The sequence below is a fragment of the Cryobacterium flavum genome, assembly GCF_900103805.1.
Lineage (GTDB): Bacteria > Actinomycetota > Actinomycetes > Actinomycetales > Microbacteriaceae > Cryobacterium > Cryobacterium flavum.
On the sequence record NZ_FNIB01000004.1, the window covers coordinates 286428 to 298963 of the forward strand.

At 65.4% G+C, this 12536-nt stretch carries 13 protein-coding genes; 7 read left to right on the forward strand and 6 right to left on the reverse strand.

Going from position 1 to position 12536, the window contains the following annotated elements; translation table 11 throughout:
• Genes BLS91_RS07555 through BLS91_RS07565 form a run of 3 tightly spaced genes read left to right on the forward strand, consistent with a single transcriptional unit; the run spans position 1 to position 1486 of the window.
• A complete protein-coding gene (locus tag BLS91_RS07555) occupies positions 1 to 327 on the forward strand; it encodes a non-heme iron oxygenase ferredoxin subunit (protein WP_092340113.1) in 327 nt (108 codons plus the stop codon).
• 60 nt (positions 328 to 387) lie between these two features.
• Positions 388 to 1152 carry a Fe-S cluster assembly ATPase SufC gene (gene sufC, locus BLS91_RS07560; RefSeq protein ID WP_092340114.1) on the forward strand — a complete coding sequence of 255 codons (765 nt, stop codon included), beginning with the start codon at positions 388 to 390 and terminating at the stop codon, positions 1150 to 1152.
• Between the two features lie 4 nt (positions 1153 to 1156).
• A complete protein-coding gene (locus tag BLS91_RS07565; protein WP_092107875.1) occupies positions 1157 to 1486 on the forward strand; it encodes a metal-sulfur cluster assembly factor in 330 nt (109 codons plus the stop codon).
• 57 nt (positions 1487 to 1543) lie between these two features.
• On the opposite strand, the gene BLS91_RS07570 is transcribed toward BLS91_RS07565, so the two are convergent.
• From BLS91_RS07570 to BLS91_RS07580, 3 genes are all read right to left on the reverse strand, one after another.
• Positions 1544 to 4099, reverse strand: coding sequence for a polynucleotide kinase-phosphatase (locus tag BLS91_RS07570; RefSeq protein ID WP_092340115.1), 2556 nt, complete (start codon positions 4097 to 4099; stop codon positions 1544 to 1546).
• On the reverse strand, positions 4096 to 5517 hold the full coding sequence (locus BLS91_RS07575; protein WP_092340116.1) for a 3' terminal RNA ribose 2'-O-methyltransferase Hen1: 1422 nt from the start codon (positions 5515 to 5517) through the stop codon (positions 4096 to 4098). The genes BLS91_RS07570 and BLS91_RS07575 overlap by 4 nt, the downstream gene beginning before the upstream one ends.
• Before the next feature lie 85 nt (positions 5518 to 5602).
• Positions 5603 to 6532: a DUF222 domain-containing protein gene (locus BLS91_RS07580; protein ID WP_134505310.1), complete on the reverse strand. Its 930-nt coding sequence runs from the start codon at positions 6530 to 6532 to the stop codon at positions 5603 to 5605.
• Between the two features lie 54 nt (positions 6533 to 6586).
• Between BLS91_RS07580 and BLS91_RS07585 the strand changes: the two genes are divergently transcribed.
• From BLS91_RS07585 to BLS91_RS07595, 3 genes are all read left to right on the forward strand, one after another.
• A complete protein-coding gene (locus tag BLS91_RS07585) occupies positions 6587 to 7216 on the forward strand; it encodes a TetR/AcrR family transcriptional regulator (RefSeq protein WP_092340118.1) in 630 nt (209 codons plus the stop codon).
• A 107-nt stretch (positions 7217 to 7323) separates the two neighbouring features.
• On the forward strand, positions 7324 to 8922 hold the full coding sequence (locus tag BLS91_RS07590; protein ID WP_092340119.1) for an ABC-F family ATP-binding cassette domain-containing protein: 1599 nt from the start codon (positions 7324 to 7326) through the stop codon (positions 8920 to 8922).
• Positions 8923 to 8980: 58 nt separating this feature from the next.
• A complete protein-coding gene (locus BLS91_RS07595) occupies positions 8981 to 10222 on the forward strand; it encodes a glycosyltransferase (protein ID WP_241983133.1) in 1242 nt (413 codons plus the stop codon).
• Between the two features lie 6 nt (positions 10223 to 10228).
• Here BLS91_RS07595 and BLS91_RS07600 read toward each other — a convergent pair whose 3' ends face one another.
• From BLS91_RS07600 to BLS91_RS07610, 3 genes are read right to left on the reverse strand one after another with little or no spacing between them, the layout of a single operon-like run.
• Positions 10229 to 11077: an SURF1 family cytochrome oxidase biogenesis protein gene (locus tag BLS91_RS07600; RefSeq protein WP_092340121.1), complete on the reverse strand. Its 849-nt coding sequence runs from the start codon at positions 11075 to 11077 to the stop codon at positions 10229 to 10231.
• Entirely contained in the window at positions 11074 to 11313 is a 240-nt protein-coding gene (locus tag BLS91_RS07605) for a hypothetical protein (protein ID WP_092340122.1), read from the reverse strand. The genes BLS91_RS07600 and BLS91_RS07605 overlap by 4 nt, the downstream gene beginning before the upstream one ends.
• A 29-nt stretch (positions 11314 to 11342) precedes the next feature.
• A complete protein-coding gene (locus BLS91_RS07610; protein WP_092340123.1) occupies positions 11343 to 11636 on the reverse strand; it encodes a DUF3099 domain-containing protein in 294 nt (97 codons plus the stop codon).
• A 169-nt stretch (positions 11637 to 11805) separates the two neighbouring features.
• On the opposite strand from BLS91_RS07610, the gene fabG reads away from it, so the two are divergent.
• Positions 11806 to 12516, forward strand: coding sequence for a 3-oxoacyl-ACP reductase FabG (gene fabG / locus BLS91_RS07615; protein ID WP_092340124.1), 711 nt, complete (start codon positions 11806 to 11808; stop codon positions 12514 to 12516).
• Positions 12517 to 12536 lie beyond the last annotated feature (20 nt).

The following is a 12536-nucleotide window of genomic DNA, read 5'->3' on the forward strand; positions in this document are numbered from 1 at the left end:
ATGGCCGCAACGAAGATCTGCGCTCTCGATGAGCTCGAAGTAAACCAGGCTGTCAAGGTCGAAATCGACGGGGTGGCTATCGCCCTCGTGCGTGACGCCGCCGGCGACGTGTTCGCCATCGGTGATACCTGCACGCACGGTGACATCTCCCTGTCCGAGGGATTCGTGGAAGGCCAGACGCTCGAATGCTGGGCCCACGGCTCGATGTTCTCCCTGACCACGGGCAAGCCGCTGTCCCTGCCGGCGTATGATCCGGTCCCGGTTTACAACGTTGAACTCATCGACGGGTTCGTCTTCGTCGATCCGTCCGTCACCGTCGCGGTATAGGCCTGCTCAGGCAGTACCGCCCCCACCAACTTAAAGAATTTAGAAAGGGATTAGACATTCATGTCTGTTCTTGAAATCAAAGACCTGCACGTCAGCGTCGAGACCGACCAGGGCACCAAGCAGATTCTGCGCGGCGTCAACCTCACCATCAACGAGGGCGAAATCCACGCCATCATGGGCCCGAACGGCTCCGGCAAGTCCACCCTCGCCTACACGATCGCCGGCCACCCCAAGTATCACGTCGAGAGCGGCTCCATCCTGCTCGACGGCGCCGAAGTACTCAAAATGACAGTGGATGCCCGCGCCCGTGCCGGTCTCTTCCTCGCCATGCAGTACCCGGTCGAGATTCCCGGAGTGACCGTCACGAACTTCCTGCGTACGGCCAAGACGGCCATTGAGGGTGAAGCCCCACCGATCCGCACCTGGATCAAGGATGTTCGCCAGTCGATGACCAACTTGCGCATGGACAAGACCTTCGCCGAGCGCAACGTCAACGAGGGCTTCTCCGGTGGCGAGAAGAAGCGCAACGAGATTCTGCAGCTCGAACTCCTCAAGCCCAAGTTCGCCGTGCTCGACGAGACCGACTCCGGACTCGACGTCGACGCACTCAAGATCGTCTCCGAGGGCGTCAACCGCGCCAAGGCCAACACCGGCCTCGGACTTCTGCTCATCACGCACTACACGCGCATCCTGCGCTACATCCACCCCGACTTCGTGCACGTGTTCGTCAACGGACGCATCGCCGAACAGGGCGGCTCCGAGCTCGCCGACCGCCTCGAGGACGAGGGCTACGATCGCTTTCTTGTCCCGTCGAACGTAGGCTAGTCCTATGGCCTCAACACTCAGTCCGGCTCGCTTCGACGAAATCGAAGAGGCCCTCAAAGACGTCATGGACCCGGAACTCGGCATCAACGTCGTCGACCTCGGGCTCATTTACGACCTCGGCTGGGACGACGAGAACAACGCGCTCATCATCCACATGACCCTCACCTCGGCCGGCTGCCCGCTGACCGATGTGCTCGAGGAGCAGACGGCTGAGGCCCTCGATGGTGTCGTCGACCAGTTCCGCATCAACTGGGTCTGGATGCCGCCGTGGGGTCCGGAGAAGATCACCGACGACGGTCGCGACATGATGCGAGCCCTCGGCTTCGCCATGTAGCACGTGTTCGTCCTGAAGGTCCCGCCAGCACACGCTGGCGGGGCCTTTGGTTTTGGTTTAGAGCCGGGGGTCGACCGGTTCTGATTCCATAGCAAGCACGCCAAAGACGGCTTGGTGCACCCGCCAGAGCTGCTCATCGGCGACAAAACGTTCGACCGCTTCGACGCCGAGTGCGTACTCGCGGAGCGCCATTGAGCGTTTGTGCCCGACATCCCGGTCGCGCAGGCGCGCCAGGTTGGTTGGATCGAGGTAATCAGGTCCGTAGATGATCCGCAGGTATTCGTCCCCGCGCACCTTGATGCCCGGCTGCGCGAGCGATCGCGTTCCGCGAACGAGGCCGGCGACCGGCTTCACCACCATGCCTTCACCACCGGCATTGGTCAGATCTTCCCACCAGGTCGTGGCCGCGGCCTCCGATTCAGCCGAGGTCAGGTCGACGTCGATGTGCCGGGTGCGACGGATGAACTCCTCGTCTGCGGCGGCGAGACGGTCGGCGATGGCGAGGTGCCAGGAGTGATCCTGCCCCAGTTGGCTTGCTCCTTCTGAGGCGAGCAGCTGGAACGGGGCAAGCTGCACGCCGTCCACCCCAGACACCGGCTGGCTGTAACGCCGGTAGGAGTCTCGGTAGGCCTCGGCGTTAGACGCGCGGTGCTGCGTGCGGGCGAGCAGGTCGGTCACGTCGACACCCCGGTCGACGGCGGCCTGGAGAACCCGCGACGCGGCCGGCAGGGCGCTCGTTGCCGCGGCTGCGACGCTCGCGTACTGCTCTCGGATCATTGGCCCCGCTTTGAGCGACCAAGGAAGCAGCTCGGCATCGAAGAGCAACCAGGATGTCTTGAATTCCGACCACAGCCCGGCCGTCTCGGCGGCTCGGTCGAGACGCGAGAGAAAGTCGTCGGTCGTCGACTCGTCGAAGAACGGCCGGCCCGTGCGGGTGTGGACTGCTCCGCGCCACCCCTCGGGCGCGCCAAAACGGGTGGCGTCTCGGGTCAGCAGCACGACCGCGCGGGAGCCCATGTGCTTCTCCTCGCAGATCAGACGATCGAGGCCCTCACGGCGGTAAGCCGCGAACGCCTCGGCCGGGTGCTCCAGGATGCCGTCGCGATCCGACACGTGCGGCGGGCTCATGGTCGGGGGCAGGTAGACGAGGCGCCGGGGGTCGGTGGCGAACCGGCTCATGACCTCGAGCGCCCCGGCAGCATTATCCTCACGGATTCCGACCTTGCCGAAAACCCGAGTCTCGACGATCTGCTTGCCGAGCACGTCATCTATTCTGAGGAGCCCAGGATCACGTGTCACGGCTCCTGCGGCCACTCCGCCGCTGGATTCGCGAGCGCCCATGGGCGCGACCGGCTCATACCAGACGCTTTCGGCCGGTACGTCCACTATTTCCTTCTCGGGATAGCGGAGGGCGCTGAGCTTTCCACCGAACACGCAGCCAGTGTCGAGGCACATAGTGCCGTTGACCCACTCCGCTTCGAGGGTGGGGACGTGGCCGTAAAGCACGGTGGCTTTTCCGCGGTAATCCTCGGCCCAGGGCAGCCGTACCGGCAAGCCATAGTCGTCGGTCTCGCCCGTCGTGTCGCCAAACAACGAGAATGCTCGCACGCGGCTCGAGGCTCGTCCGTGGTATTTCTCGATCAGACCGGCGTGCGCGACGACTAGACGGCCCTCGTCCAAGACGAGGTGCGACACCAGATCGCGGCAGAAGTGCAAAACCTCATGGCGAAACTCCTCGGTCTCGCTCGACAGCTGTGCCAGTGTCTCGGCGAGGCCGTGGCTCGTCTGCACCTTCTTTCCGTCTAGCGCGCGCACGAGCTTCGCCTCGTGGTTGCCCGGCACGGCCAGGGCGTGGCCGGCCGCGACCATGCCCATGGCGAGTCGCAGTACTCCGGGGGTATCGGGGCCGCGGTCGATGAGGTCGCCCAGGAAGATCGCGCGGCGCCCTTGAGGGTGCACGGCGTCAATGGGGCGATCCTCGTCATCGCGCATGAGCTCGTAGCCGAGCTTGCCCAATAGCGCCTCGAGCTCACTGCGGCAGCCGTGCACGTCGCCAATGGCGTCGAACGGGCCGCTTTCGTCGGAACGGTCGTTGAGAAGGGGTTCCCGAACGAACTCCGCGGCCGCGATTTCGTCCAGCCCGGATAGCATGTGGACCCGCCGGAAGCCCTCCTTGCCGAGCTGTTTAAGGGAACGTCGAAGCTGATCGTGCTGACGCTTGATGACGGATGCCCCGAACGTGCGGTCGGCGCGCGCGGCGTTGCGCTCGACGCAGACGCTCTGCGGCACGTCGAGCACGACGGCGACCGGTAGGACGTCGTGTGCTCGCGCGAGCGCTACGAGTGAGCGGCGAGCATCCGCTTGCACGTTGGTGGCGTCGATAACGGTCAGGAGCCCAGCGTCGAGGCGTTTTCCCGCGACGAACCGGAGCGCCTCGAACGCTGCGGACGTCGCAACCTGGTCGTTTTCGTCGTTGGAGACGAGCCCGCGGAAGAAGTCGCTCGATAGTGTCTCGAACTGTCCGAAGTGGGTGGCGGCGAAGGTCGACTTTCCGGAGCCGGAGGCACCGACGAGCACCACGAGCGACAGGTTGGGAAGAGGTAGGCGTGTCATAGGTTGGTGGCCTTGCGGAACAGGGCGAGCTGGGTCGGGGAGCCGAGTTCGACGTCGACGTCGCCGACCGTGCGGTACTCGACCGAGTAGCCGCGGCGAGCCGCGACTTCAGCCGCCCAGGCAGCGAATTCGGCCCTGGACCACTCGAATCGGTGATCGCGGTGCCGGAACGAGCCGGCGGGCAAGGACTCATACCGGGCATTGAAGTCGGCGTTCGGCGTTGTCACGATAACCGCGCCGGGAGCGGCTGCTCCGAACACGGCCGACTCGAGCGCCGGGAGCCGCTCCAGGTCGAGGTGCTCGATCACCTCCATCAGCACGATCGCGTCGAGGCCGGCGATGCGGTCGTCCTGGTACGTCACCGACGACTGCGCGAGGTGCACCCTCTCGTGCTGTCTATCACTGGCCTCACGCAAGTTGAGCGTTCGCGCAGCCTTGACCAGAACGCTCGCCGAGACATCGCAGCCGATGATCGTCGTGAACGCAGCTTCCGCGCTCAGGCGCTTCAGCAGCGTGCCTTCGCCGCATCCGACATCGGCTACCGTGTGCGCTCCGACGTCGTGCAGGGCCGTGAGCACGGCCTCGGCGCGCTGCTGGGCCAGCGGTGCCGAGCCGGACTGCTCGCTCGGCTCTGCCAGCTCGGGCGCAGGCAAGTCGTCTAGGTCGTTCAACCGGGTGTCCGCGGAAAGCCGTGCTGTGGCCTCGTTGACCATCGACGGCTGATGCGCCAGGTAGCGGCGCGTGATGAGTTCGCGCTCGGGGTGGTGAGGCAGCCAGCCAACGCCTGCGCGCAGGAGCTTGCCGATTTCGTCGTCCGACACCCAATAGTGCTTGGCGTCGTCGAGCACGGGCAGCAGCACATAAAGGTGCCGGAGCGCGTCGCTGAGCCGGACCTCACCGCGCAGCACGAGGTCAACGTAGACGGAATCGCCCCACTCCGGGAACGCCGGGTCCAGCGGGATCGGCGTCTCAGTGACGGACCAGCCGAGCGGTTCGAACAGTCGCGTGACGAGGCCGGCGGTGTCGCGGCCCCTGGCCGGCACGGCCGCCACGGTGATCTCGAGGGGTAGCGCGGATGCTGCGAGCTCGGGAAACGACTCGCTCGTCCCGTTCATGGCCGTGCGGAAGACCTGGCCCAGCGCGACGGCGACCATGGAGGAGGACGCATATGGACGGTCGTTCACGTAACGGGCGAGTGTGGCCGCGTCGCTTCCCCGGAAGCGCTTGTCGCGCACCAGACCGATGGGGTCGACTTCGAGGATCAGCGCTACCGTGCAACGTTCATCGGACACCTCAGGGTAGAAAACGTGCGCTGTTCCGACACTCAGCGGAAATGCCTGCGCTCGATCCGGGTGCTTGCGAAGCAGGTGGCTCAGATTGGATGCGGCGGGCGCGGTCGAGGTGACGGTGACGAGCACGGGGTCCTTCCTTCAGGCAACGGTAGCCGCCAGTCTATTGATGCCTGTTGCGGCTGCGTCTCATGCACCCGTGGCTTGGCGCTGATCACAGCGAGGTCGTCGAGGACCGCGGGCTGGCCCTCGGTCTCAGCATTTCGGCACACGTGCTCGCCGCCATCGGTGCTGGACTGGGCGCGTTCGCGGCCTTCGGTCGCAAGATCACGCGCCCCTGAGCATGGCCACCCGGGCCGCTGAATTGTTTGTCGATGGTGTGGTCGAGGTCGCTGTGCCCGGCGGAGCGGTTGCAGCCGGGGAACCGGCAGGTTCCATCGCGCAGTCGCAGGTACTTCTTCAAGCTGGCCGGCACGCGGAAGGGGTCTTGGCTGACGTCGAACACGATTCCGGTGTGCGGGTGGGTGAGGATGCGCAGGAAACTCGTCGCCGTGCCAGCCAGGCGGCGGGCGGTCTCCGGGTCGATCGGCCCGTACCCTTCAAGCTCGGCGGGTTCTTCGCTTTTGCCCATGAGGGTGAGCACCGGCACGGTGATGTTGACGTTGGCGGTGAGTCCGGCGCCGAGGCCGCTGCCGGTGACGCCCTGCTGGAGCAGGTCGACGGCGACGTCGGCGCGCAGCTGGCTGAGGGTGCGCTCTTCGCCCGGGCACTGCAGGCTGAGGGCGGCGTCGGTGACGCGGGTGTAGATGCCCTGCAGGTCATCACCCGCACCGCGCAGCCAGAGGGTGGCCATGCCGTCCTTGTCGGGGAAGAACAGCACCTTGCGGTCGGAGAGGCACTTGGCACGGCGCACGGTGATGCTGTCGGGGTGGAACCGTTCCCGCACTTTGCGGGCCTTGCCCTCGAACTGCGTGGGAGTGAGGCGTTTGGCGTGCGGCAGCAGCACCGCCTCCAGCGCGTCGCGGGCGGGCCGCGGCACGGAACCGAGCTGGTCGAGCAGCCGGCGGGCGTGGCGGAGGGAGATGTCCCCAGTGCGGAGCGCGGTAAGAGTATCGGGCCGCTCCACCATACGACGAATTCCCAACACAGTATCCCTACTGGCAGCTGGATCTAGTGACTAGAACGGTATGCTAGTTGTATGAATACAGGGGAAAACGGAGCGATACGGCGGCGCGCGGCCCATGCGGCCAGTACGCGGGCGGAGATCGTCATGGCGGCCGGGCGCCTCATGCTCGAGCGCGGCTATGTCGGTACGTCTGTGGCGGCGATTGCGGGGGAGGCTGGCGTGGTCGTGCAGACGATCTACAACTCGGTGGGGTCCAAGGCCGAACTGCTGGCCGCGGTTCTCGACCGGGTCGCCGCTGAGCCGGGGGCGCCGGCGCTGCTGTCGGGAGCGACCCGGGAACGCATGGCCGAAGCGCGTACCGCGACCGAGGTCATCCGTATTCTGGCGCGGTCGAGCGCACTCGTGAATGAGCGCACCTCGGGCATTCTGCGCATCGTCAGCGAAGCTGCCGTGGTCGATCCGGATGTGGGGGAATTCGAGCAGAAGCGCGATGCTGCACGGCTGCACGGCTTCGGCGAGGTGGCGGCAGCACTGCGCGAGAAGCGCGGCCTGCGAGGAGGGCTGAGCGATCACGAAGCCGCGGCGACGATGTGGGCGCTGGCCCATCCGCACACTTATCGCTCGCTCGTTCTGTCGCTCGGCTGGTCGACCGAGGCCTACCTGAACTGGCTGGAAAAATCGCTCCTGGCTGCCCTGCTGTAGGCGCCCGTGTGCCGAGCACAGCCTGAAGGCAAATATACTAGTGAGTTGGACCGCTTCGGCCAACTCACACTTCACACCCGTACAAACACTTCGAATGGACTATTGCTGTGCTCAACGTGCAAGATCTCGAAATCCGCGTTGGAGCCCGCGTGCTCATGGAGGGCGTCAACTTCCGCGTCGCGAGCGGCGACAAGATCGGCCTCGTCGGCCGTAACGGCGCCGGAAAGACGACCCTGACGAAGACGCTCGCGGGGGAGACGAACCCGACCAAGGGTTCGATCAGTCACTCGGGGGAGATCGGCTACCTGCCCCAGGACCCGCGCGCCGGCGACCCGTCCATGCTCGCCCGCACCCGAATTCTGGATGCCCGTGGCCTCGGTACCATCGCCCTCGGCATGCACGAGTCCAGCATGGCCATGGCCGACCCCGATCCCAAGATCGCCGCAGCCGCCATGAAGAAGTATGGTCGGCTGACCGACGAGTTCAACGGACTGGGCGGCTACTCCGCTGAGGCCGAAGCCGCCTCGATCGCCAGCAACTTGAAACTGCCGGACCACATTCTCGACCAGGCCCTCAGCACTCTCTCTGGTGGTCAGCGTCGTCGTATTGAGCTCGCCCGCATTCTGTTCTCGGCCGCCGAGATGATGATCCTCGACGAACCGACCAACCACCTCGACGCCGACTCGGTGGCCTGGCTGCGCGAATTCGTCAAGAACTACAAGGGCGGCTGCATCATCATCAGCCACGACATCGAGCTCGTCGGCGAAACGGTCAACCGAGTGTTCTACCTCGATGCCAACCGCATGATGATTGACATCTACAACATGAACTGGAAGAACTACCTGCTCCAGCGCACAGCGGATGCCGACCGTCGCAAGAAGGAACGCTCCAACGCGGAGAAGAAGGCCTCGACCCTGCAACTTCAGGCCGCTAAGTTCGGCGCAAAGGCCAGCAAGGCCGCCGCCGCCCACCAGATGGTGGCGCGCGCCGAGAAGCTCCTTTCCGGGCTGGACGCCGTGCGTGCCGTCGAACGCGTCGCCAAGCTGCGCTTTCCAGAGCCGGCACCCTGTGGTCGTACACCGCTCATGGCCAAGGACCTGTCGAAAAGCTATGGTTCGCTCGAGATCTTCACGGCCGTCGACCTCGCGATCGACCGTGGCTCCAAGGTGGTCATCCTCGGCCTCAACGGTGCAGGCAAGACCACGCTGCTGCGCATGCTCGCCGGTGTCGACGAGTCCGATACTGGCTCGATCGAACCCGGCCACGGCCTGCGCATCGGCTACTACGCGCAGGAACACGAGACCATCGACGTCAAGCGCAGCGTGCTGGAGAACATGGTCTCGTCCTCGCCCAGCATCACCGAGATGGAAGCCCGCCGGGTACTCGGTTCGTTCCTGTTCACCGGTGACGACTCCAACAAGCCCGCCGGTGTGCTGTCCGGTGGCGAGAAGACCCGACTGGCCCTGGCCATGATCGTGGTCTCCGGCGCCAACGTGCTGCTGCTCGACGAGCCCACTAACAACCTCGACCCGGCCAGCCGCGAAGAGATCCTCGACGCCCTCGCGCACTATGCCGGCGCCGTCGTTCTGGTCAGCCACGATGAGGGTGCCGTACAGGCTCTCAACCCCGAGCGCGTGCTGATCATGCCCGAGGGCACGGAGGACCACTGGAACAAGGACTACCTCGACCTGATCGAGCTGTCCTAACCACCCACACTGATTCGGCATGGGTGGTGCCGGTTCGCCTGAAGAAAAGGACCCGTGCGTGTTCCCGCTCGAAAAACCATTGCGCATCGCGCTGGTCTGCCTGCACACCTCGCCGGGTACCGATCCGGGCGCGGGCGACGCCGGCGGAATGAACGTGGTGGTGCGTCACCAGGCCGAGGCTCTCGGAGCGCTCGGTCACACGGTGACTATCCTCACCCGACGGTCGTCCGCCGCGCAGCCCCACCGGCAGCGGCTTGCGCCGCGCGTGACCCTGCAGTTTCTCGATGCTGGCCCGGCCGTTCCGGTGAGCAAGGGCGAGCACGAAGCGTTCATCGGTGATTTCTCGGCCGAACTGGCCGCCCTCGAACCGTACGACATCATCCACTCGCATCACTGGTTCTCCGGCATGGCCGCGCTGCCGGTCGCGCGAACCTGGGGCATTCCGCACGTGCAAAGCTTTCACAGCATCGCCGCCGAGGACGGTAGCCCGCTGTCGGCCGGCGAACGAGCCGAATCGCCGGGACGGATGCTCGGCGAGGCCTGGCTCGCTCGCGAATCGGATTCCCTGGTCGCGATCAGTGCGGCCGAGGCCGCTACGATTTCCGTGCGGCTCGGGGGCCGGGCTAACCGAACCAGCACTGTGCTCCCGGGAGTGGACAGCCGGCTGTTTTCACCAGCGCGTCTTCGCCAGCCACCGGCCAGTGCGACCACCGATGGCTACGTCGTCGTCGCGGCACGGCTACAGCCGCTGAAAGGCCTTGATCTGGCCATTCACGCCATCGCAGCGCTTCCACAGGACCGCCGACCCGAGCTGGTAATTGCCGGCGATGCCTCGGTCGACTATGCCGGTTACGTTGAGGAGCTCCGCCAGCTCGCTGAAGGGGCCGGCCTGTCCGACATTCGATTTGTCGGTGCACAGTCCCACGCGAACCTGGCAGAACTGTTTCGCGGTGCCCGCCTGGTGCTCGTACCGTCGCACTCGGAGACCTACGGTCTGGTGGCACTGGAAGCGGCCGCGAGCGGCGTACCGGTCGTTGCTTCGGCGGCCGGGGGATTGCGCGAGGCGGTCGTCGACGGAATCACCGGACTCGTTCTGGACTCCCGCGATCCGCAGGTTTGGGCCGATGCGATGGCGCAGATCCTAACCGACCCGACGCGGGCGGGCGAACTGGCCCAGGCCGCTCGCGAGCATGCGCTTCGGCTGGACTGGACTCGCTCGGCAGCGTCTCTGGTCCGGGTCTACCGTGCACTCCTCGATGAGCCGATCGAGGCCCGGCAGCACGACCGTGCAGTCGCCTGAAGTGCTCTAGGTCAGCTGCCGGTCGAGCAGCTCATCCTCGATCTCGGCGTCATTGCGCGGTTTCGCCGCCCGTTTGCGGGCACGCTCATCGGCGCGTTCGCGTTCGTCGGGATCTTCGGCGTTCACACTGCGATATTCCTCGCGCAGCGCCCAACCGAGGCCGATGAAGGCGAGGAGGCCGAAAACGAACCACTGGAACGCATACGAGAGGTGCGGGCCTTCGTCGCGGATCGGCTTCACGACGGCGGCCGGGCGCTTCTCGGTAGCGGCCGGGCTCTCGGTGTCCATCAGGCCATAAGCGCCGGTATAGGTGGGCTGGTCGAGCCGCGCGGCAATGGTGGTGAGATTGATCGTCGCGACCTGGTCGCCGTTGGCGGTACGGCCTGGGAGGTCGGGTTCGCTGGCCTTGAGCCGGGCGACAACGGTCACCGTTCCGCTCGGCGGAGCCGACACCGTGTCGGGTGCGTCCTGTTCCTGCCCGGTGGGCAGCCAGCCGCGGTCGACGATGAAGATGGTGCCGTCGGTGAGCAGCAGCGGGGTCAGCACCTCAAAGCCCGGATTGACGTTGAGCGGGCGGTTGCGCGCGAGCATCTCGTCGGCGGTGAGGTAAATGCCTTTCAGTTCCACCGGCATCCACTTTTGGGATTCGTCAAAGGCGGTCAGGTCGGGCAGCGCCTCGGTGACTGGGACCGGGTTTGAGTCGAAGTTGGAGTCGATCTTGAACAGTTCGGTGAGGGCCTCGTCGCGCCGGGCAAGCTGCCACGCGCCGAGGCCGGAACACACCGCCGCAAAGAGTATGGTGAGCGCGAGATACCCGGCCCAGCGGCGGCTGAAGGCGAACTTCCAGCCCGTCATCGCGCATCTCCGGCGGGCTCTGGTGAGGTGTCAAGCGGGCTCACAGTGAGGGGAAAATCGCGCGCGGCCAGAAATTCCCGCAGGTAGTCGACGTGCTCATCGCAGGCCAGCCAGGTTTTGACCCGATCGCTCGAGTGGATGCGCGGGTTGCGCCAGTCCAGCCGCCACGTTCCCGTATTGCGACAGTCGGCCCGCGAGCAGGTTGAGGATTGCAGGGGCGCGCCCAGCCCGATCATGGGGCCGGGTGAAGCAGCCGCGCGAGCACTCACTTGACCTCGTCGTCGGAGGAACGGGTGTCGGTGCCGGTATAGATCTCGACGCCACCAGGCCGCAATACTTCGGCTCCGCGGGGCGCAATCTTCACGTTCGCGACCACGACGGCGAAGTACGGAAGAAGAATGGCACCGAGTGCGCAGATCACCAGCCACCAGCCCTGCACAAAAAGCATCAGCACAATGCAAATGACACGCACGCCCATTGCAATGGAATATTTGATCATCCGGTTGCGTCGTTCGACCTCCGGGGAGGCGGGGAGCGAGGTGATCGACTGCTGCTTCATAGGTCCATCGGGTTCGTCGTCGGTTTCTTCACTGGGGGAAAATCCACCTCAATAAGCCTACGTCTGTACGGCCGGATTGTCGCACGCCTTAAACTTGAATCTGCCGGGTATTTCGTAGTGTTGCACCCTGCAACCCCCACATCACAGCAATCAACAGACTTGGAACTTCATGACAACGGCTCGAACAGTGCTCGTCACCGGCGGCAACCGCGGCATCGGATTTGCCATCGCGGAAGAATTCCTCGCCCAGGGACACCGCGTGGCCGTCACTTCGCGGTCCGGGCACGGACCGGCCGGCAGCCTCACCGTACGTGCCGACGTAACGGATGCCGCGTCGATCGATGCCGCGTTCACCCAGATCGAAGCGACCTACGGCCCGGTCGAGGTCGTCGTGGCCAACGCCGGGATCACCCGCGACACCCTGCTCATGCGCATGTCGGAGGATGACTTCACCTCGGTCATCGACACCAACCTCAGTGGCGCATTCCGCGTCGTCAAGCGTGCCAGCAAGGGGATGCTGAAGGCTCGCTTCGGACGCATCGTTCTCATCTCGAGCGTTGTCGGTCTCTATGGCTCTGCCGGGCAGGTGAACTACTCGGCGTCGAAGAGCGGCCTGGTTGGCCTGGCCCGCTCGGTCACCCGAGAGCTCGGTGCCCGTGGGATCACGGCCAACGTCGTCGCTCCCGGTTTCATCGAGACCGACATGACCGCCGCCCTGCCCGAAGCACAGCAGGCCGACTACAAGCGCAATATTCCGGCCGGCCGTTTTGCCACTCCGTTAGAAGTCGCTCGCGTCGTCACCTGGCTGGCCGGCGATGACGCCGCGTACATTTCGGGTGCCGTCATTCCTGTGGATGGCGGCCTGGGCATGGGCCACTAGGCCCAGCCCATGCACGGCGG